The organism is Kitasatospora sp. NPDC051702, from assembly GCF_040681575.1.
GTDB lineage: Bacteria > Actinomycetota > Actinomycetes > Streptomycetales > Streptomycetaceae > Kitasatospora.
In genome coordinates, this window is sequence record NZ_JBFAZB010000077.1 from 1 (window position 1) to 24,339 (window position 24,339).

17 protein-coding genes are annotated in these 24,339 nt (G+C 75.1%); 12 read left to right on the top strand and 5 right to left on the bottom strand.

From position 1 onward, the window contains the following. The first annotated feature begins 276 nt into the window (after positions 1–276). A complete protein-coding gene (locus AB0N04_RS36980; protein ID WP_360223341.1) occupies positions 277–888 on the top strand; it encodes a TIGR03086 family metal-binding protein in 612 nt (203 codons plus the stop codon). A 54-nt stretch (positions 889–942) separates the two neighbouring features. Here the strand turns inward: AB0N04_RS36980 and AB0N04_RS36985 are convergent, their stop codons facing one another. Next, entirely contained in the window at positions 943–2,607 is a 1,665-nt protein-coding gene (locus AB0N04_RS36985) for a histidine decarboxylase (RefSeq protein ID WP_360223338.1), read from the bottom strand. Positions 2,608–2,789: 182 nt separating this feature from the next. Between AB0N04_RS36985 and AB0N04_RS36990 the strand changes: the two genes are divergently transcribed. Next, on the top strand, positions 2,790–3,281 hold the full coding sequence (locus tag AB0N04_RS36990) for an Lrp/AsnC family transcriptional regulator (RefSeq protein ID WP_360223335.1): 492 nt from the start codon (positions 2,790–2,792) through the stop codon (positions 3,279–3,281). Between the two features lie 65 nt (positions 3,282–3,346). On the opposite strand, the gene AB0N04_RS36995 is transcribed toward AB0N04_RS36990, so the two are convergent. The 4 genes from AB0N04_RS36995 to AB0N04_RS37010 form a co-directional block, all read right to left on the bottom strand. Next, positions 3,347–5,053, bottom strand: coding sequence for a CocE/NonD family hydrolase (locus AB0N04_RS36995; protein ID WP_363365660.1), 1,707 nt, complete (start codon positions 5,051–5,053; stop codon positions 3,347–3,349). A gap of 213 nt (positions 5,054–5,266) precedes the next feature. After that, positions 5,267–6,211, bottom strand: coding sequence for a hypothetical protein (locus AB0N04_RS37000; RefSeq protein WP_360222265.1), 945 nt, complete (start codon positions 6,209–6,211; stop codon positions 5,267–5,269). A 194-nt stretch (positions 6,212–6,405) separates the two neighbouring features. Next, complete coding sequence (locus tag AB0N04_RS37005; protein WP_360222262.1) at positions 6,406–7,455, bottom strand: oxygenase MpaB family protein; 1,050 nt, start codon at positions 7,453–7,455, stop codon at positions 6,406–6,408. 155 nt (positions 7,456–7,610) lie between these two features. Further along, positions 7,611–8,141: an EF-hand domain-containing protein gene (locus AB0N04_RS37010; protein ID WP_360222259.1), complete on the bottom strand. Its 531-nt coding sequence runs from the start codon at positions 8,139–8,141 to the stop codon at positions 7,611–7,613. A 383-nt stretch (positions 8,142–8,524) separates the two neighbouring features. Here AB0N04_RS37010 and AB0N04_RS37015 point away from each other — a divergent pair, with 383 nt between their 5' ends. The 10 genes from AB0N04_RS37015 to AB0N04_RS37060 all read left to right on the top strand — a co-directional run bounded on the left by AB0N04_RS37015 (position 8,525) and on the right by AB0N04_RS37060 (position 24,216). Further along, a complete protein-coding gene (locus AB0N04_RS37015; protein WP_360222256.1) occupies positions 8,525–10,165 on the top strand; it encodes a Re/Si-specific NAD(P)(+) transhydrogenase subunit alpha in 1,641 nt (546 codons plus the stop codon). Next, positions 10,162–11,625, top strand: a complete 1,464-nt coding sequence (pntB, locus tag AB0N04_RS37020) for a Re/Si-specific NAD(P)(+) transhydrogenase subunit beta (protein ID WP_360222253.1) — start codon at positions 10,162–10,164, stop codon at positions 11,623–11,625. Before AB0N04_RS37015 ends, pntB begins: the two co-directional genes overlap by 4 nt. A 228-nt stretch (positions 11,626–11,853) precedes the next feature. After that, positions 11,854–12,297 (top strand): hypothetical protein, encoded by a 444-nt coding sequence (locus tag AB0N04_RS37025; RefSeq protein ID WP_360222250.1) that lies wholly within the window; start codon positions 11,854–11,856, stop codon positions 12,295–12,297. Between the two features lie 289 nt (positions 12,298–12,586). After that, on the top strand, positions 12,587–14,575 hold the full coding sequence (locus AB0N04_RS37030) for an FAD/NAD(P)-binding protein (protein ID WP_360222247.1): 1,989 nt from the start codon (positions 12,587–12,589) through the stop codon (positions 14,573–14,575). After that, the gene (locus AB0N04_RS37035) at positions 14,572–16,020 is read left to right on the top strand and encodes an adenylosuccinate lyase family protein (protein WP_360222244.1); all 1,449 of its coding nucleotides are present in this window, start codon (positions 14,572–14,574) and stop codon (positions 16,018–16,020) included. The genes AB0N04_RS37030 and AB0N04_RS37035 overlap by 4 nt, the downstream gene beginning before the upstream one ends. A 625-nt stretch (positions 16,021–16,645) precedes the next feature. Continuing rightward, the gene (locus AB0N04_RS37040; protein WP_360222241.1) at positions 16,646–17,908 is read left to right on the top strand and encodes a phenylacetate--CoA ligase family protein; all 1,263 of its coding nucleotides are present in this window, start codon (positions 16,646–16,648) and stop codon (positions 17,906–17,908) included. Then, the gene (locus AB0N04_RS37045; RefSeq protein WP_360222238.1) at positions 17,905–19,275 is read left to right on the top strand and encodes an MFS transporter; all 1,371 of its coding nucleotides are present in this window, start codon (positions 17,905–17,907) and stop codon (positions 19,273–19,275) included. Before AB0N04_RS37040 ends, AB0N04_RS37045 begins: the two co-directional genes overlap by 4 nt. Beyond that, positions 19,272–20,423 carry a GNAT family N-acetyltransferase gene (locus AB0N04_RS37050; RefSeq protein WP_360222235.1) on the top strand — a complete coding sequence of 384 codons (1,152 nt, stop codon included), beginning with the start codon at positions 19,272–19,274 and terminating at the stop codon, positions 20,421–20,423. The genes AB0N04_RS37045 and AB0N04_RS37050 overlap by 4 nt, the downstream gene beginning before the upstream one ends. Before the next feature lie 11 nt (positions 20,424–20,434). Further along, the gene (locus tag AB0N04_RS37055; protein ID WP_360222232.1) at positions 20,435–21,601 is read left to right on the top strand and encodes an acyl-protein synthase; all 1,167 of its coding nucleotides are present in this window, start codon (positions 20,435–20,437) and stop codon (positions 21,599–21,601) included. Then, complete coding sequence (locus AB0N04_RS37060) at positions 21,598–24,216, top strand: acyl-CoA reductase (RefSeq protein WP_360222229.1); 2,619 nt, start codon at positions 21,598–21,600, stop codon at positions 24,214–24,216. The genes AB0N04_RS37055 and AB0N04_RS37060 overlap by 4 nt, the downstream gene beginning before the upstream one ends. The last annotated feature ends 123 nt before the right edge of the window (positions 24,217–24,339 follow it).

Consider the following 24,339-nt stretch of genomic DNA (forward strand, 5'->3'; position numbering starts at 1 on the left):
CGACCCAGCCCGAGCCGGGAAGTGGTGTTTCGAAGGATTGGCCGCCCCGGGACCGTCCGCGCCGATGCGTGTCCGGTGCTCCCTGCCGAGCGACTTGGTAACACTACTCCTCCCCGGCGCCCAGGACAAATGGCGGTTCGGGGGCGGCCGGGCACTCTGGGTGACCACGCGTCCGGGGGCGGGCGTCGTCGGACGAACTGGGGCCCGCAGGCCTGGCGAGTCACGCCCGGTAGTTGTTTACTGGGAGTGATCAGGGCAGGAAAAGGAGGCCCGGCGATGGAATGTCCACACCCATCCGGGTTCCACGCCGAGGTCCGCTCGCAGTACGCCGCGGCGGGGGCCGAGGTGGCCAGGCTGGTACGAGCGGTTCCCGACGATCGATGGACGGCGCCCACGCCCTGCCAGGACTGGGACGTACGCGGGCTCGTCAACCACCTCGCCGCGCAGCACCTGTGGGTCTGCCAGGCCGTGGCCGGTAACACCCCCAAGGAGATCGGCCACCGCTTCGAGGGCGACGTGCTCGGGCTCAACGCGGCCGGTGTGTGGGAGATGGCGGTGAGCAGCGCGATGCGTGCGCTGTACCGGCCGGGCGCCCCGGACCTGCTGGTGCACCTGCCGTACGGGGTGCGCGACGCCGGCGGGTACGCCCGGGAGCTGACCGCGGAGACCGTCGTGCACGCCTGGGACCTGGCGCGGGCGCTGGGTGAGAGCGGGCGGATGCCGCGCGGCGCCGCGCCGTACGCGCTGGCGGAGTTCCAGGGCTACCGCAACCTGGCCGGCACCGGGATGTTCGATCCTCCGCGGGTCGCCCCGCCGGGGGCGGACGCCCAGGAGGAGCTGCTGGCCCTCACCGGCCGCGATCCCCACTGGTCGGCCGAACGCATCTGAGCGGGTGCGGCGGCCGACGGCCCGTGAGCCGCCGGGCACCGCGCCCCCGAGCCGTCAGACCTGACGGGTGGGCAGCCCCAGGATGGCCGGGTCCTCGGCGAGTTCGGCCAGCAGGGCGTCGAGCTTCGCCCGGTCGACCGACGGCATCACGAAGACGTGCACGTAGCTGCGGCGGGTGGACTCGTCACCCGGGACCATCAGCACGTCCTGGGAGGACAGCGACCACTTCGCGACCAGCTCCGCACTGGGCTTGCGGAACCGCACCGTGACGGCGCCCGGGGTGCGGGCCGGCCAGAGCTCGACGCCGAGCTCGGACTCCATGGCGACCAGGCGGCGCTCCAGGTAGTCGGCGAGCTCCTGGGCGCGGCGGATCCGGTCGACCTGGTCCTGGTAGGAGTGCCGGGACAGGTGGTCCCAGAGGACCAGCGGGGAGAAGCCGTTGCGGGAGCCGGCGAAGGTGGTGTCCGGCGCGCCGATGTAGTCGGGCTGGGACGGGGGCGAGATCTGGTACTTCACCTTCGTCATGTAGATGCCGCACGGCCAGGGCGCGCCCGGCCACTTGTGGCCGCTCATGGCTATCGAGGAGACCATGTCCACCTCGCCGTGCCCGGCGGTCGGCAGCCGGAGGCCGAAGTCGAACTGCGGCAGCCGCGTCTCGGGGGTCCAGCCGTACGCCGGGTCCTCGGCGGCCATCCGCATGAAGGGCGCGTAGCCGGCGCCGAGGGCACCGTCGACGTGGATCCAGAAGCCCCGACGGAGGTCGACGAGCGGCTCGCCGGTGCGCGGGTCGGTGCCGTAGACCACCTCGCGGCGGACCAGGCCGTGCCGCTCGAAGATCGGCAGCAGGCGCTCGCAGACCGCCGTGACGTCGTCGTGCGCGCCCTTGAAGGTGCTGCCGAGGTTGAGGTTGACGAAGACCGGGTGGCCCTTGGCGGCGAAGAACTCGACGAGCACCGCGAGGGCGTCGACGTCGATCTCGCCGGGGCCGTCCCAGGAGCCGCCCGAGGGGCCGGGGGCGGAGGGCACCTCGGTGGGCCACTCGCGGCGGCCGGTGGCGGGGTCGACCAGCGGGCACTCGTCCGCGTACTTCTCCAGGCCGACGGCGTGGAAGGTCTCGACGCCGAGCACCCGGACGGCCTTGGCGAAGGAGTAGTGGGTGTCCTCGGAGTAGAACGCGACCGGGCGGTGGGCGTTGGGGTTGTGCCGGTCCGGCGCGGCCTGCACGTAGCGCAGCGCGTCGAACGGTGCGGTCGGCGGCTGGATCAGGGCCTTGCCGCTGAGGTAGTCGCGGGCGTTCCAGAGGGCGTACATGTTGCCCTCGGTGGAACCCATGGAGAGCATGTAGCCCCAGTAGGACTCGGGGTCGGCCGGGTCGTGCGGCCGCTCGGCGTTCCACAGGGCCGCGTAGTAGTCGAGGACCGCGCGCTCCAGGACCTTGGTGTTCGGCTTGTAGCCGCCGCTCTGGAACGGGTCCCCGAGGTTGTTGATGTTGTTCGGCATGAACCGGGCCAGGTCCAGGGCGCAGCCCTGCATGTCCTGGGTGGCCTGGTAGCCGACCAGGTGCTCGCGCTTGCGCGACAGGTACTCGTCGACCGTGTCGAGGGCTCGCAGGCGCTGGTCGTCGTCCAGACCGCCGGTGGGGAGCACGAACTCGCGTCCGTCCAGCTCCGGGCCCGGGTCGACGGCGGGCGCGGCGGCGAAGGTGGCGGTCGGGCTCATGGGCAGGGCACTCCAGGATCGCTGGCCGGCCGGTCCACGGCGCGGGGAACGGCGGAGGGGCGTTCGCCGCTCGCGGCCAGGATGGAACTTTCCGGCCCGGTGTGGAAGATCTCCCGAAGAAGATTCGGTGGACGGCCGTCGTGGTTTGCGGATCGGCGGAATCACCTGGGATCCTGGGCGCCATGCCGAATAATCCGCAGGGCCGCAGGGGCCCGGTCGACGACGTGGACCGGGCGATCATCCGCACGCTCGCCGACAACGCCCGGATGCCGAACAACGCGCTCGCCGAGGCGGTGGGCATCGCCCCGTCCACCTGTCTGGCCAGGGTCCGCACCCTCCAGGAGCGCGGCATCATCCGCGGGTTCCGGGCCGACGTCGACCCCGCGGCGATCGGGCTGCCCCTGCAGGCGATGATCTCGGTGCGGCTGCGGGCCCACACCCGCGAGCAGAACGAGAGCTTCCGCAGCACCGCGCCCGACCTGCCCGGGGTGCTGGCGGTGTTCCACATGGCCGGCTCCGACGACTACCTGCTGCACGTCGGTGTCGCCGGCCCGGAGTCCCTGCGCGACTTCGTCGTGGACAACCTGACCACCCACCCGGCCGTCGCCCAGACCAGGACCAACCTGATCTTCGAACAGATAGCGGGGCGCCGCTACCTCGCCCCTGAGCACTGACCGGCCGCGTCGCCGGGCCGTCCCGTCCGGAGGCGCGGAGGCGCGGCCGGGGACCGCTCCCGCGGTCAGCGCAGCGGGAGCACCAGTGCGGACGGGTCGGCGGCCGTGGACCCGAAGGTCACCGTGCCGCCCGGCGGGGTGTCGCCCCCGTACAGGGCGTCCCGGGTGCCCAGCACCACGGCGAGCCGGTGGCCCGCCGGCAGGTCGTAGGCCGTCGGGAAGAGCGTGACGTCCAGGGGGAACGGCTGCCCGGGCACCCGGCCGGACCAGCTCTGCGGCGCGTGCGAGATCAGCCGGCCGACGCCGAACGCGCCCACGTCGTAGAGGTAGGCGACGACCGTCCCCCGCGGGCTGGAGGCGGTGACGGTGGTGTGCACCCGGGCGGCGCCGCGCACCTCCAGGCCCTGCGGGTAGGGCGGGGACTGCCGGACGACGGCGGCGGAGCGGTCGAGCAGCGGGAGGAGCACCGTCGGCGGCTGGTGCACCCGCTGGTCGAGCAGCCCGGACAGCAGGGCGACGCCGCCGCCGGCGCCGGACGCGGTGTCGCCGAGCACGGTCGTCCGCCACTCGGGGGCGTCGGCCGGGCCGCCGGGGGTGTCGGCGCCGAGGGAGTCTGCGCCGAGCGGGAGCCGGTCGGTGCGGGAGCTGACGGACCGCCAGTCGGGGTGGGTCTCGTGCGCGCCGGTGGGCCGGACCTCCAGCTCGACCCGGCCGGACCGGTCGGGGGCGGCCGGTGCGCCCATGACGTACTGGTCGAGCCAGGCACGGGCGCTGTCCCAGGTGGCGTTGTCCAGTCCGAGCAGACCGGTGAACTCCTGGCTCGCGTGGTCCCCGGGGCGCAGTTCGAGTCGCTTGGGCCCGGTCAGCCCCTGGTAGAAGTCGGTGATCTGGCCGGGGTTGAAGAAGCTGTCGCCCCAGGCGTTGGCCAGCAGGACGGCGGTGCCGTTCGCGTTGATCCGGTCCAGGTAGCGGGCCGGGGACCGGGTGTCCGCCCAGCGGACCACGTCGGGTAGGTCCCGGTCGGCGAAGAGGTCGTCCAGGACCCGGGTGAACCCGGGGCCCGGCCGGCCGGTCGGGGCCTGGATTCCGGCGAGCACGGCGGCGGCCTGGAGGTGGCGGGTCCGCCCGCTGTACAGCGAGTCGGTCAGGTCGGCCCAGCCGCTCAGCGAGGCGACGGCCTTGATCCGCGGGTCGAAGGCGGCGCCGAGCAGGGTGAGGCCGCCGCCGAGCGAGAGGCCGACCATGCCGACCCGCTCGCGGTCGGCCGGGGTGTGCGCGAGCGCCCAGTCGATCACCGTGGAGACGTCGGCGACGTCCTCGGGCCCGGCGACGTCGACCTGGCCGCCGGAGCCCCAGAAGCCCCGCACCGTGTAGGTGACGACGACGTACCCCCGGGCGGCGAGCGCCCGGCCCTGCGCGACGTACTCCAGGTCGTGCTGCCCCCAGCTGGCCGGCTGCACCACCAGCGGGTGGCGGCCCCGGGCGTCGGTGCCCGCACCGCCGGGGGCCGGGGTGAACACGTCCGCCTTGAGGACGACGCCGCCCCGCGCCGGGATGTCGGCGAGCCGGAAGGAGTCGACGCCCGACACGGCCGGGGACGGGGCCCCGGACGCGGCCGGGGTGGCGGCCGGCGGAGCGGCCGCACCGGCGGGCCCGGCGACGGCGGGCCCGGCGACGGCGGGCCCGGCGACGGCGGCCCCGCCGAGGGCGAGCGCCGCCGTGAGGACGGCGCTCACGGTCCGGCGTGCGCGGCCTGGGTGGGATCGTTCCATCGCTGCTCCGTCTGTGCTCGTCCGAACCACTGGGCTGCCGGGAGCCTAGCGATCTGACGATTGCTCAGAGGAGTTGTCGATCAGCCAAATTACTGGCCGGTAACAGCGGTCGGGCGAGGCGACGCCGTCGTCGTCCGGGCGGCACGGTCGCCGGCCGGGGCGCGCCGGGGCGGACGGCACCGGGGCGGACGGCACCGGGCCGATCGGCCGGTGTCAGGCCAGCGACTTGGCCTGCCAGTACCGGAACTGCTCCAGCGGGTCGCCGTCCAGCACCCACGGCCAGTCGGTCACCGTGTCGCCGAGCAACTGGAACGCGCCCGTGCACTCGCGCCCCCGGCCGGCCTGCACCAGGGCGAACGCGAGCAGGTTCAGGTCGGCCTGCGCGGCCGCGTGCTGCAGGTATCCGGGACGGGTCCAGGTCGCCAGGGCGCCGTCGAGCACCCGGGCGGCGCGCACCCCGGTCCACTGTCGGCGGGCGAGCAGCGCCTCCACGCCGCCCTTGGCGGTGGTGCGGGTGTGCTCGTCGACGACCGCGGTGAGCTCCACGCCGACGGCCGGCGCGTTCGCCGGCACCGCGGCCCGGACGGACTCCACGAAGTCCATCTGGCTGCTGCGCGACCCGCACTCCTCCGGCGAGAGGTACCGCAGCATCTCCAGGTGCGCCTCGCGGTTCCAGCTGTCGCGGGTGGTCACCTCGTGCCAGACGGCGAACAGCTCGCGCGAGTCGGCGCGCATCAGGCGCAGGATGCCGAGCAGCACGACCCACGGGGTCGGGTCGTCCGGCGCGAGGTCGGAGGCGCGGTAGCAGTTCTCGGCGGCGGCCCTGGCGTCCTCCATCCGGCCCGCGTGCCGGCCGCGGACCAGCTCGACCCACGCCTCGAAGACCAGCGGGTCGGCGCCGGCCGGGCGCCGCAGTCGCCAGGTCCGGGCCAGCGCGGACGGCGCGGCGACCTCGGCCAGCACGACCATGCGGTGCGTCCGGCGGTCCCAGTCCTTACCGGTCTCCTGGAGGAGCCGCTCGACCTGGTCGACCTGAATGGCGTCCTGGCCGGGCATGCCGGAGGATTTCAGCTGCCGCCGCACGCGGCCCAGTTTGACGTCGTCGAGTTCCGGACGCAGACGCGGACCGGAAGCGCGAAATCTTCGAAGGATCGACACGCGCCGCAGCCTAGGCCCCGTCCGGAATTCCGGACACCCCCCGGATCCAATCGTTATTTCCGCGATTCCGGTGACGCCGCGCTTGCGTACGGCGACCATCCCGGCGGAATGATCATCCGGGCGCAGAATTCCCCACCGGGCATTTCCGGAATTGACCGTGCGTCAGAAAATCGGAATTCCGGCGGCCCGGCGGCTCAGCCCACCGCGGACCCGCCCGCGGCCGGCCGGTCCGCGGGCGGCACGACGGCGGGTGCGGCGGGTGCGGCGGGTGCGGCGGGTGCGGCGGGTGCGGCCGCCGGTGGTACGGCGCCGCGGGGGGCGCCCTCCGGCCGCGCGGTGGCGCGCGCGTGCGCGGCGGCCCGGATCTGCGAGGGCCCGCAGGCCCAGACCATCACCCGCCCGCCGGTCCGCGCCAGCGGACGGTCCCACCCGGAGCGGACCAACCGGGGCCGCCGCACGCCGAGTTCGTCCCTCGCCCAGCCGGGCAGCAGCCCGATCGAGGCGTTCGTCAGCAGCCGGACGGCGGCGCGCTCGCGGCGGCTGCGGCCGAACCCGCGCAGCAGCCGGAGCACCTCCAGGGCGGCCGGGGTGACCGTCAACTCCGGCCGGATCCGGGCCAGGTAGGCCGTCGCCTCGGACCGGGAGCGGGGTATCGCGGTGGCGCCCAGCCGCTCGGCCACCAGGGACGCCTCGGCGAGGTAGCCGTCGCACTCGGCCGCGGACAACGCGGTGGCGGCGAAGGCCTGGTGCCCGGCCAGGAAGCAGAGCACCTCGGCGGTGTGCACCCAGGTCAGCAGCTCCGGATCGTCGGCGCGGTAGGCGCGGCCGTCCGCCGCCGTCCCGCGGATCCGCGGGTGGATCCGCCGCACCGCCGCGATCGCCGCCTCGGCCGCCGCCGTCGAGCCCAGCGTGGTGGTGGTGACGAAGCGGGCCGTCCGGTGGAGCCGCCCGGTCGGATCGACCCGGAAGTCGGAGTGCGCGTCGACGGCGGCCATCGCCAGCGGGTGCAGGGACTGCAGCAGCAGCGCGGCGAACCCGCCCGCCAGCATCCCGGCCGGGTGCCCGTGCACCCGCCACACGACGCTCGCCGGCCCGAAGAGGCCCGGGTCCCCGGCCGGCCGGTCGTACCGTTCCAGGTGCAGGTCCTGCCCGTGCACCGTCGCGTTGATCTCCGCCAGCAGCCGCGCGCGCAGTGCGGCCAGCGGCGCCCACCCGCCCGCGGTCCCGATGATCGTCCCCACCACGCCAACCCCTCCGTCGCCGAGGCCCACCACCCTACGGCGACCGGCCGGGCGGCCGGTCGGGCGGCCGAGCGGGCGCCGTAGGGGCGGCGACGGGCCGTCCGGGCCGCCGGACGCGGCTCCGCGCACGACGCCGGGGCCGTACCCCGGCCGGCCGGTCAGCGGACGGGCAGCTGCGGCGCCCCCGGGCGGGCGCCGCCGTAGGCGTCGGCCATCGGGGAGGCGCCGGTGGTGAGGAAGTCGTGGATCGCCGCCAGGTAGGAGGCCCGGTCCACGGCGCCGTCGCCGTCCTCGTCGAGGGCGTCGAAGGCCGCGGCGGCACCGTCCTCGGTGTTGCCGGTCGCCGCCCTCAGCCGGGTGAACTCCTGCCGGGTCAGCCGGCCGTCGCCGTCCGCGTCGGCGAGGTCGAACAGGGAGCCGAGCGCGGGGCGGCAGGACCGCTCGAACGCCTCGTGGCCCGCCCAGGACCGGTACTCCTCGAAGGTGACGCGCCCGTCGGCGTCGGCGTCCATCTGCCGGAACACCTCCTGGTGGGCTTCCCGGGCCGCGGCGACCAGGGGGTGCTGCGGGTCCCGTCCGGTGGCCGCGGCCGCGCGGTCGACCCGCGCGAGGTACTCGCCGTGGGAGATCACCCCGTCGCCGTCCGCGTCCAGCATCCCGAAGATGTACTGCTTCGCCGAGTCCGACACGTCGTCGCCTTCCGGTTCAAAGGGGGCCCCGGGCAGGGACGTTACCGGCGGCGGGCACCCGGCGCGGGGCCGACACGACGGCCGGTCCGGTGGGCGGTCCGGGGCCGGCCGGACCGCGCGGCGGATCCCCGGCGGGAAGGGGCGGCCGTCCCTTCCGGGGGCGTGGTCCGGCGGCGCCGCGCCCCCCTGATGGAGCAACCCGGGCCCGCGGTGCGGGGGCGCACGAGGCAGGCGCGGACGGGGCCGTGAGGCTCGTCACTGCTTCGACGCCTCGGCGCGCAGGCTGGGTAGGTGTACGTTCCAGCGACCGACGGGCGGGGTATCCGCCCCGATCGCAGACGCCCCGTCAGCGTTGCCCTCCGATGAAGGAGAGACACCGGACAATGGCTGCACAGGTCCCGCACCACCACCCACCCCAGCGCATCGGCGTGGTCGCCGAGTCGGCCCACGGGGAGACCCGCGTCGCGGCGACCCCCGCGACGGTGCGCACCCTGCTCGGACTCGGTTACCGGGTCGTCGTCGAATCGGGGGCCGGCAGCGCCTCCGGCTTCACCGACGCGGCCTACCGCGAAGCCGGCGCGGGCATCGGCGACGCCTGGGCGGCGGAGGTGGTGCTGAAGGTCAACGCCCCCTCCTCCGACGAGATCGGCCGGCTGGCCGAGGACGCCGTCCTCGTCGGCCTGATCGCACCGGCGCAGAGCCCGGAGCTGCTCAAGGCGCTGTCCGCGCGCCGGGTGACGGCGCTCGCACTGGACGCCGTCCCCCGGATCTCCCGGGCGCAGTCGATGGACGTGCTCAGCTCGATGGCGAACATCGCCGGGTACCGGGCGGTGATCGAGGCGGCCCACGTGTTCGGGCGGTTCTTCACCGGCCAGGTCACCGCCGCGGGCAAGGTGCCACCGGCGAAGGTCCTGGTGGCGGGCGCCGGCGTGGCCGGGCTCGCCGCCATCGGGGCCGCGTCCAGCCTGGGCGCGATCGTCCGCGCGACCGATCCGCGGCCCGAAGTCGCGGACCAGGTCAGGTCGCTGGGCGGCGAGTACCTCGCCGTGGACGTCGCCCAGGAGGCGAGCACCGACGGCTACGCCAAGGCGACCTCCGCCGACTACGACCGCGCCGCCGCCGCGCTCTACCACGAGCAGGCCGGGGACGTGGACATCGTCATCACGACCGCGCTGATCCCGGGCCGCCCCGCCCCGCGGCTGATCACCGCGGCGGACGTCGCGGCGATGCGGCCGGGCAGCGTCATCGTCGACATGGCCGCCGCGCAGGGCGGCAACGTCGAGGGCACCGTGGCGGGCCGCACGATCGTCACCGACAACGGCGTCACCATCATCGGCTACACCGACCTGGCCGCCCGACTGCCCGCCCAGGCCTCGCAGTTGTTCGGCACCAACCTGGTGAACCTGCTCAAGCTGCTGACCCCGGGGAAGGACGGGCTGCTGGTCCTCGACCTCGACGACGCCGTCCAGCGGGCCGTGACGGTGGTCCGGGCGGGCGAGATCACCTGGCCACCGCCGCCGGTGGCCGTGTCGGCCGCCCCCGCCGCCGCACCGGCCGCCGCGACCGCACCCGCCGCGCCGCAGGCCGGGCGGCCCCGGCTCACCCCGGCCGTGCGGTTCGGCCTGATCGGCCTGGGCATGCTGGCGGCCTTCCTCGCGATCGCCGCCGCGCCGGCCCGGCTGGCCGAGAACCTCACGGTGTTCGCGCTGGCGGTGGTCATCGGGTACTACGTGATCGGCAAGGTCCACCACGCCCTGCACACCCCACTGATGTCGGTGACGAACGCGATCTCGGGGATCGTGGTGATCGGCGCCCTGTGGCAGATCGGGCACGAGAGCCGGGTCGTGACCGCGCTGTCGTTCGTGGCGGTGCTGCTGACCAGCGTCAACGTGTTCGGCGGCTTCGCCGTCACCCGCCGCATGCTGTCGATGTTCTCCGCCTCCCCCGGGCCGGCCTCCCCCGCCCAGGCCTCCCCCGGGCCGGCCGGCGCCCGGTCCACCTCACCCGAAAGGCGAGCCCGATGACCGCCACGACGGCCTCGCACGCCGCGGACCTCGTCGCCGCCCTGCTGTTCATCCTCAGCCTGGCCGGACTGTCCCAGCACCGGACCTCCCGCGCCGGCGTCGTCTACGGCATCGCCGGCATGGCCCTCGCCCTGGTCGCGACCGTGGTGGTGGCGGCCCGGAGCATCAGCGCCGGCGCCATCGCGCTGATCGTCCTCGCGATGGCGCTCGGCGGCGCGGCGGGCCTGTGGCGGGCGCGCCGGGTCGAGATGACGCAGATGCCCGAACTCATCGCCGTGCTGCACAGCTTCGTCGGGCTCGCCGCCGTCCTGGTCGGCTGGAACGGCTACCTGGAGGTCGAGGCGCACGGGTCGGCCCAGACCCGGGTCCCCGGCGAGCTGCTGGGCATCCACCACGCCGAGGTCTTCATCGGCGTCTTCATCGGCGCGGTCACCTTCACCGGCTCGCTGGTGGCCTTCCTGAAGCTGTCCGCCCGGATCGCCTCGCGACCGCTGACGCTGCCCGGCAAGAACCTCCTCAACCTGGGCGCGCTGGCCGCCTTCGCCGGGCTGACGGTCTGGTTCACCGTCAGCCCGGACCCCGGCCCGATGATCGCGGTCACCGTGCTCGCGCTCGCCCTGGGCTGGCACCTGGTCGCCTCGATCGGCGGCGGCGACATGCCGGTCGTCGTCTCGATGCTCAACAGCTACTCGGGCTGGGCCGCGGCCGCCGCCGGGTTCCTGCTCGACAACAACCTGCTCATCGTCACCGGGGCGCTGGTCGGGTCCTCCGGCGCCTACCTGTCGTACATCATGTGCCGGGCGATGAACCGCTCGTTCCTCTCGGTCATCGCCGGCGGGTTCGGCATCGAGGCCCCGAAGGGCGGCGCCGAGGAGGACGGGGAGCACCGCGAGATCACCGCGGACGAGACCGCCGAACAGCTCGCCCGGGCCGGCTCCGTGATCATCACCCCCGGCTACGGGATGGCCGTGGCCCAGGCCCAGCACCCGGTCGCCGAGCTGACCCGCCGGCTGCGCGAGCGCGGCGTCGAGGTCCGGTTCGGCGTGCACCCCGTGGCCGGGCGCCTTCCCGGCCACATGAACGTCCTGCTGGCCGAGGCGAAGGTGCCGTACGACGTCGTCCTGGAGATGGACGAGATCAACGACGACTTCGCCGTGACCTCGGTCGTCCTGGTCATCGGCGCCAACGACACCGTCAACCCCGCCGCCATGGACGACCCGGCCAGCCCGATCGCCGGCATGCCGGTGCTGCGGGTGTGGGAGGCGGAGCAGGTGGTCGTGTTCAAGCGCTCGATGGCCTCCGGCTACGCGGGCGTGCAGAACCCGCTGTTCTTCCGCGAGAACAGCAGCATGCTGTTCGGGGACGCCAAGCAGAGCGTCGAGGCGATCCTGCGGGCGCTCGACGAGCGCGCCCCGCAGGCCCCGGCCGCCCCGCTGCGCCAGCCGACGGCGGCCGGGTAGCCCGCGGCGGCGAGCAGGCGTGGAGCGGGAAGTCGGCCCGGCCGACTTCCCACTCCACGGCGCCGGTCCGGCCCAGGTGGGCGGGCGGCCGGACAGGGAGGCGTGCAGCAGCCGGGTCCGCGGGACACCCGTGTTGATCCGTGCACGACCGACCCCCGGCCGGTTGAATCGACCCGTTCGTCGACCAGCGGCGCCACCCGGTGCCGCGCGAGCGAGGGAGCCCGACCGGTGGCACGCGTACCGAGCCTGATCTACGGCATCAGCAAGTCCGACGAGCGGCTGCTCAGTCTGCTCGGGCCCAAGGAGCACGTGGTCCTCCTCCCGGGCACCGAAGGCGAACTGGAGGCCCAGTCGTGGGAGGTGGAGGAGCTCGACAACGGCAACGTCCTGCTCCGCAACGAGCGACACCGCACCTTCGCCGGCTACGACGGCGATCCCCGGGAGAACGCCGAGGTCGTCGGCTCCTACGAGCCCCGGGAGTGGCGGCTCCGCCCGGTGTCGCACCCGGACGACTCCCGCTACCACGTGGTGGTCCCCGGCGGCCCGGTCGGCGGGGCGGAGCTGACCCTCGACCTCAGCGTCCTGGACATCGCCCCGCAGCGGATCGCCCTGCGACCGCTGGACGCCCACGACCAGCAGCAGGTGTGGGACTTCCTGATCCACCTCCCCTGAGTCAGCCCGCGGCCCCGGAGCCGCGGGAAGAGGACACCGAGGCCACGGCCCCACCGCGCACGCGGTGGGGCCGTGGCCGTTCCACGCGCCCCGAGCCCGGGCACCGTCACCGCCGCCGCGGCGAACCGGGCGGCGCTCCAGCCCGATCCGAGCCCGGGTCGACCGCCACGGCCGACGGTTGCGGATGGAAGGAGGCGCTGCGGGGACGGCGGACGCTCCGTTCCGCCCGGCCGCCCGGGCCGACCGCACCGGGATCCCCCTTGCCCATCTGCTGAACGGAGTTGGCGTAGTGAGCAGCGGACGTTTGGAACTGTGCCTGGTCGGCGCCGGTCCGCGCGGCCTGTCCGTCCTCGAACGGATCTGTGCGCAGGAGCGGAGGCGCCCCCGCTGGGGGCGGATCACGGTGCACGTCGTGGACCCGGACCCGGCGGGCTCCGGCCGGGTCTGGCGGCCCACGCAGTCCCGGCAGCTGCTGATGAACACCGTCGCCTCGCAGGTCACCGTCTACACCGACGCGAGCCTCAGCATCGAGGGGCCGCTGGAGGAGGGCCCGAGCCTGTACCAGTGGGCGAAGGCGCTCGGCCCGAGCGCGCTCACCCCCGGTTCCGGGGCGGTCTACGACGACGAGACCCTCGCCGAGGCCCGCGACCTCGGCCCGGACACCTACCCGACCCGCGCCCTCTACGGCCACTACCTGACCTGGGTGTTCCGGCAGGTCACCGCGACCGCGCCGGCGCACGTCTCGGTCCGGGTGCACGCCGAACGGGCCGTCGCCCTGGAGGACGCCGACCCCGGGTACGACGGGGCCAGCCAGACCCTGGTGCTGGCGGACGGCACCCGGCTGGCCGGGCTCTCGGCGGTGGTGCTGGCCCAGGGGCACGTCCCCGCGGTCCTCTCCGCCGCCGAGCGCGAGCTGGCCGGATTCGCCGAGCGCCACGGCCTGGCCTACGTCCCCCCGGCCAATCCGGCCGACGTGGACCTCTCCTCCGTCGCCCCGGGCGAGGCCGTCCTGATCCGCGGTCTCGGCCTCAACTTCTTCGACTACATGGCGCTGTTCTCGCACGCCCGCGGCGGGGTCTTCGAGCGCGTCGACGGCCGGCTGGTCTACCGCCCGTCCGGCCGCGAGCCGCACCTGTACGCGGGCTCGCGCCGCGGCGTGCCGTACCACGCGCGCGGCCGCAACGAGAAGGGCGCCCACGGCCGCCACCTCCCCCGCCTGCTGACGGCCGAGCACGTCGCGCGGCTGCGCGCGGGCGGCCGGCGGATCCGGTTCGGCACCGAGCTGTGGCCGCTGGTCGCCAAGGAGGTGCAGACCGTCTACTACCGGGCGCTGCTCGCCGCCCGCGGCACCCCGGCGCTCGCCGCCGAGTTCGCCGACCGCTACCTGGCGGCCGAGCCCGGCGAGGCCGAGGACGGGCTGCTCGCCGAGTACCGGATAGCCGCCGGGGAGCGCTGGGACTGGGAACGGATCTCCCGCCCCTGGGGCGAGCGCGTCTTCGCGGACACCGCCGACTTCCGCGCCTGGCTGCGGAACCACCTCGACGAGGACGTCCGCCTCGCCCTGCAGGGCAACGTCAGCGGCCCGTTCACCGCGGCCCTGGACGTGCTGCGCGACCTGCGCAACGAGCTGCGCCTCGCCGTCGACCACGCCGGGCTGGACGCCGACTCCCACCGCGACGAGCTCGACCGGTGGTACACCCCGCTCAACGCCTTCCTGTCGATCGGCCCGCCCGCCGCCCGGATCGAGGAGATGGCCGCGCTGATCGACGCGGGCGTCCTGGAGCTGACCGGCCCCGGCATCCGCGTCGGCACCGACGCCGACGACCCCCGGGGCCCCGCCTTCACCGCCACCGGCGACCTCGCCGACCTGGCGGTCCGCGCCACCGTGCTGATCGAGGGCCGGCTGCCCGAGATCGACCTGCGCCGCACCGAGGACCCGCTGATGCTCCACCTGCTGCGCACCGGCCGGTGCCGCCCGTACCGCATCCCCGCGAGCGTCGGCGAGGACTACGAGACCGGCGGCCTCGCGGTCTCCGGGCGGCCCTACCGGGTGCTGGACGCCCAGGGCGTGCCGCACCCGCGGCGCTTCGCCTACGGCGTGCCCACCGAGTCCGTGCACTGGGTCACCGCCGCGGGGATCCGCCCCGGCGTCGGCTCGGTCACCCTGGAGGACTCCGACGCGATCGCCGCCGCCCTGCTGGCCCTGCCCGAGCTCCCGGCCCCCCTGTCGGACGGGGAGTTCCGGGCGGCCGACGAGAAGGCGCGGGCCGGGGCATGACGGACCACCGCACCGACGCCCACCTCGACGCCGGCCTGCTCTCCCCCGTCCGGGTCGGGTCCCCCGTCGAGGCCGCGGTCGGCGACACCGCCTGGCTGCAGGCGATGCTCGACGCCGAGGCCGCGCTGGTCCGCGCCCAGGCCCGCTGCGGCACCGTGCCCGCCGCGGCGGCCGCGGCGATCACCCGGGCGGCGCGGGCCGAGCACCTGGACGTGCGCGCCCTCGCCCTGGCCGCGCGCGAGACCGCCAACCCGGTGGTCGGCCTGGTCGGGGCACTGACCGCCCGGGTCGCCGCCGAGTCGCCCGGGGCCGCCGAGTACGTCCACCGCGGCTCGACCAGCCAGGACGTCTTCGACACCGGCGCGATGCTGGTCGCGGCCCGGGCCCTGGCCCTGATCACGGCCGACCTGCGGGCCGTCGCCGAGGCCTTCGGCGATCTGGCGGCCGGGCACCGGGACACCGCGATGGCCGGCCGGACGCTCGCCCTGCACGCCGTGCCCACCACCTTCGGCCTGAAGGCGGCCGGCTGGCGGCAGCTGGCCCTGGAGGCGGCCGAGCGCCTGGACCGGGTCGCCGGGGGCGGGCTCCCGGTCGCCCTCGGCGGCGCGGCCGGCACCCTGGCGGGCTACCTCCAGTACGCCGGCGAGGGGGCCGACCCGGCCGCCGTCCTCGACGGCCTGGTCACCGCCTTCGCCGAGGAGACCGGTCTGGCCGTGCCGGTGCTGCCCTGGCACGCGCTGCGCACGCCGATCGCCGACCTGGGCGCGGCGCTCGCCCACACCGCCGGCGCCCTGGGCAAGATCGCGGCGGACGTGCTGGTGCTGGCCCGCACCGAGGTCGGCGAGGCCGCCGAACCCACCGCCGCCGGCCGGGGCGTGTCCTCGGCGATGCCGCACAAGCGCAACCCGGTGCTCGCGACGCTGATCCGCTCGGCCGCGCTGCAGGTCCCCGCGCTGGCGTCGGTCCTGGTCCAGTGCCTGGCGACCGAGGACGAGCGCTCGGCGGGCGTCTGGCACGCCGAGTGGCAGCCGCTGCGCGAGTGCCTCCGGCTGGTCGGCGGGGCCGCGCACACCGCCGCCGAACTGGCCCGGGGCCTCACCGTCGACCCGGAGCGGATGCGGACCAACCTCGGGGTCACGGGGGGCCAGATCGTCTCCGAGCGGGTCTCGGCCGTGCTGGCCCCCCTGCTCGGGAAGGCCGCGGCCAAGGACCTGCTGACCCTGGCCTCGCTCCGGGCCGCCGAGAGCGCCCGCCCGCTGACCGAGGTGCTGGCCGGGCTCCCGCAACTGGCGGGCGTGCTGACGACCGCCGAGCTGGCGGGCCTGCTCGACCCGGCCGGCTACACCGGCGTCGCCGGGGCCCTGGTGGACCGCGCGCTGTCCGACCGGGACCGGCACCCGCTGCGCGCGGACGACACCGCGGCCGTCCGGCACGAGCGGGCGTAGGGCACACCCGGCACGGCGCCCCGGGGCGCCGTGCCGCCCGGTGCGCCGTCGCCGCCAGCCGTCGCCGCCAGCCGCCCACTGCCCACCGCCCGCCGAACGGCGGAGGCGGACACCCCCTGAACGGCGGGTGGCAATTCCGGCATCCGCGCCGCAATCAGGCGGCGCCACATGAAATGTCGTTAATTCAACTACAGAAATGGGGAATCCGCCTCCCGCCTGCGGATTCCCCGCCGAGCCGGCGCGGCCGTGAGATCCAGCTCACCCTTTCGCCGAGCTTTCGCGACCCTTTCGCCGGAAACCCCCTGCTGACGGGAGCTCAGGTCGTATCCGCACCGTTCTGATGCAGGATCATGCTGCAATCCAAGGAACATTCGGATGCTAGCCTTGGTTTCTGCGAGCGAGAGGCCCCAACACTCCCGATTTCGCATCAGCTGACGGACCGTCCACGCGCCCACCGGACCACCGGTACGCACGCCCGGCCCGTTTCCCGCCCCCCGTGGCCCGCCCGGTCCCGGCGGAATCGAATTCCGCCGACCGCGGGCCCGACCATCGCCTCCGACCCATCGGGCGCAGCCGTGCACCACTCGGCCTCGCCCGGCCCTCGCATGCCTAAAAGCAGGAACTGATGCCCGTTCAACCCCTGGCGGAGCTCATACGCTTCGCACGCCGCAATTCGCCCTTCTACGCCGACCTGTACGCCGGCCTGCCCGACCGCACCACGGCCCTCACCGACCTCCCGGTCGTCCCGCAGGCCGAGTACTGGCAGGCCAACACGCCCCGCCACAACCGGCTGCTGACCGGGCCGCTGGAAGAAGCCGTCGTCTTCAAGAGCGGCGGTACCACCGGCTCGCCGAAGTTCTCCTTCTACAGCCGGGAGGAGTGGCGGGAGTTCACCACCTCCTTCGGCGCCGGACTGGTCGACGCCGGACTGCGCCCGGGCCACCGGGTCGCCGACCTCTTCTACGCGGGCGACCTCTACGCCAGCTACACCTTCATCCTCGACTCGCTGCACCGCTCGCCCGTCTCCAACGTCCGGCTGCCGATCGGCGGGGCCGCACCGCTGGAGTCCACCGCGCAGACCCTGGAGCAGTTCGAGGTCGAGGTCGTGGCCGGCACCCCGACCACGCTCTGCGCGCTCGCCGACCACCTGCTGGCCTCCGGCCGCGCGCTCCCCCGCGTGGAGCTGCTGCTGTTCGGCGGCGAAGGCCTCTACCAGGACCAACTGCCCCTGCTGCGCGCCGTGTTCCCCAACGCGAGGGTCTCCTCGATCGGCTACGCCGCCGTCGACGCCGGGCTGCTCGGCCGGCCCGTGCCGGGCCCGGACACCCGGGTGCACCGGGTCTTCGCCCCGGAGACGGTGGTGGAGATCCTCGACGACCACACCGGCGAACCGATCACCGCCGCCGGGGTGCCCGGCCGGGTCGTGGTGACCGACCTGCGGCGACGGCTGATGCCCGTACTGCGCTACCCCGTCGGGGACCGCGCGGAGTGGACCGACGCCGCCGCCGGACGGTTCCGCATCCTCGGCCGCGCCCAGGAGGGCGTCCGGGTGGGCCCGGTCTCGCTGTACACCCAGGACGTGCTCGACCTCGTCCGCGCGGCCGACCCGGCCGAGCGGGTGAACGGCGTCCAGCTGGTGGTGCGCCGCTGGGAGGCCCGCGACGGGCTGCTGCTGCGCCTGGCCCACGACGGGAACCCCGACGGGCTCGCCGAGCTGGCCGACGCCGTGACCTCCGGGCTCCACGCGGCACGGCCGCTGTACCCGGAGGCCGTCGCCGCCGGTCACGTGCACCCGCTCTCCGTCCAGTGGGTGCGCCGGGCCGAGCTCGCCGTCAACGCGCGGACCGGCAAGCTGATCCGCGTCCTCGACGAACGGCCGAACGCGTGACCGCCACCGGGGCGGCCGGCGCACCCGCCCGGCGCACCCCGCTCGTCCTGCGCAACCGGCGGTTCGGCGCCGTCTGGGCCGCGCAGGTGCTCACCCAGGCCGCCGGCCGGATGTTCCAGGTCGGCGCGGTGTGGTGGCTGATCGCCCACGCCGCCGGCTCCGACCGCGGCCTCGCCTCCGGCGCCTTCCTCGCCGTCAGCACCCTGCCCGCGGTCGTCCTGGCGCCGCTGGTGGCCGGGCTCATCGCCCGCCGCCCGCACCGCGCCGTCCTGGGCGTCTCGGCCGCCGTCGCCGGTCTGGTCGCCCTCGGCACGGCCGCCTGGACGTCCGCCACGACGCCGCCGGCGCTCGTCACCTACGGCGCCGCGCTGGTCCTGGCCGGCTGCCAGGCGGTCTTCGACCCCTGCCTCACCACCGCCGTCCCCGAACTCGTCGAGGACGCCGACATCGAGGCCGCGACCGGTTTCGAGCTCGCCACCCAGTCGCTGGCCGGGCTCGCCGGGGGTCTGCTGGGCCCGCTGGTGGTCGACGCCACCGGCCTGGCGGGCGTCGTCGCCGGGTGCGCGGGCGCCTACCTGCTGGCGGCCGCCGTGATCGGCGTGACCCGGTTCCCGGCCACCCCCGCAGCGGCGGCCACCGCCGACGCACCGACCACCGACGCACCGACCACCGACGCGGCGCCCGCCGCCGGGCGGCCGCTGCGCCGGATCCTGGCCGAACTGCCGTTCATCCGGCGCGTGCTGCTCTGCTTCACCGCGGCGAACGTCTTCACCACCGCGGTGTTCGTGGTGATGCCGCTGTACACCCGCACGGTGCTGCACGCCGACGGGTCGACCGTCGCCGCCCTGGAGGCGGCGCTCGGCGCCGGCACGCTGGTGGGCTCGTTCACCGGAGGCCGCCTCCCGGGCGCGCCGACCGCGGTCGGCGCCGGGTGCCTGGCCCTGATGGCCGCCGCCCTCGGGCTGCCCGGTCTGGTCGGCGACCGGGCCGGCCAGGCCACGGCCGTGGGGTCGATGGCGCTCGCCGGCTGGTGCGTGGGCGTGATCGGCGTGCGGTTCGTGGCGCTGTTCCAGCGGATGGTCCCGGCCGAGGACCGGCCCGGCTTCTTCGCCGTGATGCAGGCGCTGCTGGGGGCGACCTTCCCGGTGTCGTCCCTGGTCTTCGGCCTGCTCGGCGACCACCTCCCGGCGCGGACGCTGTGCCTGGTCCAGGCCGTCGGCGTGCTGCCCGTCGCGGCCGCGCTGTGGTGGACCGGCCGCCGGCACACACCGGCCACGGACGCCGACGCAGACGCCGACGCGGCCACAACCACGGTCACGGCCGCTGCCACCGCGGTGTCCGCGGAGCCGATCGGGGGCGGGCGATGACCGTGACGATGACCATCGCGCCCGCCGCCCCGCAGGACGTCGCACAGCTGCGCCAGCTCTACTTCGACGTCTACGGCCACGGCTACCCGGTCGCGCTCGGCAGCGATCCCGAGGAGATGCGCCGCCGGATCGACGACCCGCACACCCACTGGCTGACCGCCCGGCACGACGGCGCCGACCAGTTGGCCGGTTCGGTGGCGGTGCAGACCGACCCCGGCGGCCGGATCGGCAAGCTGGTGGGCCTGGCGGTCCACCCCGAACAGCGGGGCGGCGGACTGGCCGGCCGCCTGACCGCGGCGGTCTGCGCCGACGCCTTCGCCGCCGGCACCGTGGACTCGGTCTACGCGACCGTCCGGGTGGTCACTCCCGGTCCGCAGCAGGTCTTCGCCCGCAACGGGTTCCAGGCCCTCGGGTTGCTGCCGAACGCCGTCGAGGTGGCCGGGTGCGAGAGCCTCGCACTGTTCGCCCGCCACGCCGACGGCGTCCTGACCCGGCGCCAGGGCGTCGACCAGGTGCCCGGAGCGCTGCTCCCCCTCCTGGAGGCGGCCCGGCGCAGCACCGGCGTCGGGTACGGCCGGCCGCGCGCCGCCGAGGGGCCCGCCCGGCCCGTCGCGCGGAGCGCGCCGGTGACCGCGCCGATGGAGCTCATCAACGCGCCTGGCTTCGTCCGCCGCCGGTTCCTGGAGCACTTCCCCGACCCGGGCGAGCGGTTCTTCCCGCTGCACCTCCCGAACACCGTGCTCACCCCGCCGGACGGCGCGTTCGAGGCGTACGCCGATCTGGACCGGTCCGCGGCGAGCTGCTCGCTGGTCGCGGTGCACCCGTCCCCGGCGGCCGTCGCCGGAGCGCTCGAACCGCTGATGGCGGCCGTCACCCGCGCCGGCGCCGACTACGTCGAGACCCTGCTGCCGCTGGCCGACACGGCCGGGCTCGACGCCTTCCTGGCGGCCGGGTTCGTCCCCAGCGCCGTCTACCCGGCGATGCGCCGGATCGGCGACCGGTTCCACGACTACGTGGTGCTGTCCCGCACCAGCCGTCAGATCGACTTCAGGACCACGGCCGTCAGCGAGCCGCTCCAGCCCTACCTGCTGGCCTACCTGACCGCCTGGACCTCGACCTACCTACCCCTTTCCGAGGTTGCCCCGTGACCGTCCGTCCCGTGAACCCCCATCTCGCGCCGGTCGGCGTCCCCGACCCCGCCGCGCTCCCGCACGTCCAGCAGCTGTGCGACCTGGCCTCCCCCTACGCGGCCGGGCCGGAGCCGGACGCCCTGTTCGCCGCCGCGATGGCCGAGGCCAACGCGTGGCACGCACAGCGCTCCCCCTTCCTCCGCTCGCTGCTGGACGGCCCCGCCGAGACCCCGGCGCCGAGCGTCGGCACCGGCGTCCGCACGCCCCTGGTGCACGCCAACTTCTTCAAGCGGCACGAGGTGCTCTCCATCCCCCGGGAGGAGGTGCACCTCCACCTCACCTCCTCCGGCACCACGGGCCAGAAGTCCCAGATGTTCTTCGACACCTGGACGATCCGCTCCGCGCAGCGCATGGTGGCCCGGATCTTCGACCACTACGGCTGGATCACCCCCGACCAGCCCGTCAACTACCTGCTGTACAGCTACGAGCCGGCGCCGCAGCTGAAGCTCGGCACCTCGTTCACCGACAACTACCTGTGCGACTTCGCCCCGGCCAACCACACCACGCACGCGCTGCGGCACACCGGGAGCGGCCACGAGTTCGACGTCCACGGCTGCATCGAGGCGCTGCGGCGGTACGCCGGGGACGGCCTGCCGGTGCGGATCCTGGGCTTCCCCGCGTTCCTGCACTTCACCCTGGAGCGGATGCGCGCCCTCGGCCTGCCGCCGGTCCAGCTGCCGGCCGGCTCGCTGGTGCTGCTCGGCGGCGGGTGGAAGGGGCACACCGACCGGCAGATCGGCAAGGAGGAGTTCTACGCGGACGTCACCGCGCAGCTGGGCGTCCCCCCGGAGCGGATCCGCGACACCTTCGGCTCGGTCGAGCACTGCGTGCCGTACGTCGAGTGCGGTCACCACCGCCTGCACGTCCCGGTCTGGTCGCGGGCCGCCGTGCGCGACACCCGCACCCTGGAGCCGCTGCCGTACGGGGAGCGCGGCTTCCTCCACCTGGTCTCCCCCTACATCACCTCGGTGCCGGCGCAGAGCGTCGTCATGGGGGACCTCGCCTCGCTGCACGCCCCGCAGGAATGCCCCTGCCCGCTGCCCACTCCGTGGTTCACCGTCCACGGCCGCGCCGGGGTCAGCCGGAACCGCAACTGCGCGGCGGCGGCCGCCGAACTCCTGAAGGGAATGTCGTGACCACCGAACCCGTGACCACCGAACCCGCGGCCACCGAAACCGCGACCACCGACCCCGCGGCGACCGGGCCCGCGGCCACCGGACCGGTGACGCCCGCCGGGACGCACTTCTGGCAGGGCTCGTTCATCGACGACGACGAGGCCGCCCGGCGGCTGGCCGACCTGCCCGGGCTCGCCGCCCGCGTCCTGGCCGACCCCCTGCCCACCGAACTGGTGCTGGACGCCTGCCAGCGCCTCGCCGACGCCCTCGGCACCGCCGGCGGCCCGGTCCGCACCCGCCTGCTCGACGAGCTCACCCGCGGAGGCGTCGCCCCGGACGAGGCGGCGCAGACCCTCGCCGAGATCGCCGACGCGATCACCCGGGCGGCCCTGGAACGCAAGCTCCGCCGCGAGCTCGGCGGGCTGCGCCCCGAACGGCTCACCCGGCCCGACGCGCGGGAGACCACCTTCGAGGCGTGGGCGCCGGTCGGGCTCCTGGTCCACATCGCCCCCGGCAACGGCGCCGCGGTGGCCCCGCTGAGCGTCGTCGAGGGCCTGCTCACCGGCAACCTCAACGTGCTGAAGACCAGCAGCGCCGACACCCTGCTCGCCCAGCACCTGCTCGCCGAGCTGGCCGCCGCCGACCCGACCGGTGCCCTGGCCCGCCGGATCGTCGCGCTGCGCTTCCCCTCCACCCGCACCGGGTGGCTCCGGCTGCTGTGCGAGCCCGCCGACGCGGTGGCGGTCTGGGGCGGCGAGGACGCCGTCCGCTCGGTCTCGGAACTGGTCCCGCCCGGCTGCCGCCTGGTCGAGTGGGGGCACCGGATCTCCTTCGCGTACCTGACCCGGGACGCCTGGTCGGACGGGACGACGCTGGACGCGCTCGCCGCCGACGTCTGCCGCCTGGAGCAGCAGGCCTGCTCCAGCCCCCAGGTGGTCTACCTCGACACCGAGGACGACGGCGAGGTCTTCGCCTTCGCCGACCGCTTCGCGGCCCACCTCGCCGCGGCCTCGGACCCGATCCCCCGCCCCGAGCTCGAACCGGCCGAGCACGCCGAGATCACCACCACCGAACTGCTCGCCCGGCTGGAGGAGCACCTCGGCCTCACCCGGGTCGTCGCCGCGCCGGACGGCTCCTGGCGCGTCCTCGCCGACACCCGCTCGGCACTGGCCGCCTCGCCGCTCCACCGCAGCGTCTGGGTCAAGCCGCTGCCGCGTACCCGCGCCATGGCCGTGCTGCGCCCGATGCGCCGGTACCTGCAGACCGCCGCGATCGCGGGCAGCCGCGCCGACGTCGCCCGGCTCTCCCGGGCCGTGCTCGCCGCCGGCGTGCTGCGGGTCACCCCGGTCGGCGGGATGCTCGACGGCTACCACGGCGAGCCCCACGACGGCGTGTACGCGCTCCAGCGCTACAGCCGCCGGGTCAGCGTCCGGGCGGACGCCGCCTTCACCACCACCGCCTGCCTGGACGACCTGGCGGCCCCCGCCGCCGTCCCCGCCGCGCCGAACGGCCCGCTGCTGGACAAGGCCGGGGTGCAGGAGCAGCTGGGCACGCTCGCGCCGGAGCACGCCCACCTCCACTTCCGCAGCGGTGGCAGCAGCGGCGCCCCGGCGCTGTCGGTGTTCACCAACGCCGACTACGACACCCAGATGCGGGCCGCCGCGGACGGCCTGCTCGCGGCCGGGTTCGACCCGGCCCGCGACCGCGCCGCCAACCTGTTCTACTGCGGCGGCATGTACGGCAGCTTCATCAGCTTCTTCTCGATCCTGGAGCGCCTCAACGCCACCCAGTTCCCGATCGCCGCCGGCCCCGACCACGCCGCCACCGCGGAGGCGCTGGTGACGTACCGGGCGGACACGGTGTTCGGCATGCCCTCCTACCTCTGGCAGCTGTTCCACGCCGAGGCCGCCGTGCTGCGCGCGTACGGCGGGATCCGTAAGGTGTTCTACGGCGGCGAGCACTTCACCGCGGAGCAACGCCGGGTGCTCACCGAGGAGTTCGGCGTCGAGCTGATCCGGTCGGCGGCGTACGGCAGCACCGACCTGGGGCCGCTCGGCTACCAGTGCGGCCACGCCGAGGGCTCGGTCCACCACGTCCTGACCGACCTGCACACCCTGGAGGTCCTGGCCCCCGGGGCCGACCGCCCGGTGGCGGCCGGGCAGCCGGGCCGGCTGGTCTTCACCAGCCGCACCCGCGCCGGGCAGCGCCTGGAGCGGTACCAGATCGGCGACCTCGGCCGCACGGTCGAGGGCGTCTGCCCGTGCGGGAGCCACACCCCCCGGATCGAACTCCTCGGCCGGTACGGCGACGTGGTGCGGGTCGGGACCTACTTCCTCAACGTCCGGCGCCTCGTCGCGGTGGCGGAGGAGGAACTCGGCTACCGGGGCGAGCTGCAGCTGCTCCTGGACGCCGGTGCCGACTGCGAGCGGGCCGTCGTCCGGCTCGACGAGCGGTACGCCCCGGACCGGGCGACCGCCCGCGCCGCCTTCCTGGCCGCCGTCCCCGAGCTCGGCTCGGCCGTGGCCGAGGGGCTGCTGGAGTGCACGGTCGAGACGACCGGCGCCGCCGGCTTCGAGCGGACGCCCACCAGCGGCAAGCTGCGCACGGTGGTCGACCGGCGGCCGCTCCCGGCCTGACGCCCCGGCGCGGGGACCGGCTGCTCCGCGGCCCCCCCCCCGGGGGCGCGGGGGTTGGGGTATCAGACCGCTGAAAACACCGAAAAAACGAGAACAAACGCGTGTCGCTGGAGGTGATTGTAG

Bases quoted from the DNA above. Each gene is read 5' to 3' on its own strand.
- AB0N04_RS36990 (WP_360223335.1), top strand. From the start codon at position 2,790: ATGCCGAATAATCCGCAGGGCCGCAGGGGCCCGGTCGACGACGTGGAC.
- AB0N04_RS36980 (WP_360223341.1), top strand. From the start codon at position 277: ATGGAATGTCCACACCCATCCGGGTTCCACGCCGAGGTCCGCTCGCAG.
- AB0N04_RS37050 (WP_360222235.1), top strand. From the start codon at position 19,272: ATGACCGTGACGATGACCATCGCGCCCGCCGCCCCGCAGGACGTCGCA.
- AB0N04_RS36985 (WP_360223338.1), bottom strand. From the start codon at position 2,607: ATGAGCCCGACCGCCACCTTCGCCGCCGCGCCCGCCGTCGACCCGGGC.
- AB0N04_RS37015 (WP_360222256.1), top strand. From the start codon at position 8,525: ATGGCTGCACAGGTCCCGCACCACCACCCACCCCAGCGCATCGGCGTG.
- AB0N04_RS36995 (WP_363365660.1), bottom strand. From the start codon at position 5,053: ATGGAACGATCCCACCCAGGCCGCGCACGCCGGACCGTGAGCGCCGTC.
- AB0N04_RS37040 (WP_360222241.1), top strand. From the start codon at position 16,646: ATGCCCGTTCAACCCCTGGCGGAGCTCATACGCTTCGCACGCCGCAAT.
- AB0N04_RS37035 (WP_360222244.1), top strand. From the start codon at position 14,572: ATGACGGACCACCGCACCGACGCCCACCTCGACGCCGGCCTGCTCTCC.
- pntB (WP_360222253.1), top strand. From the start codon at position 10,162: ATGACCGCCACGACGGCCTCGCACGCCGCGGACCTCGTCGCCGCCCTG.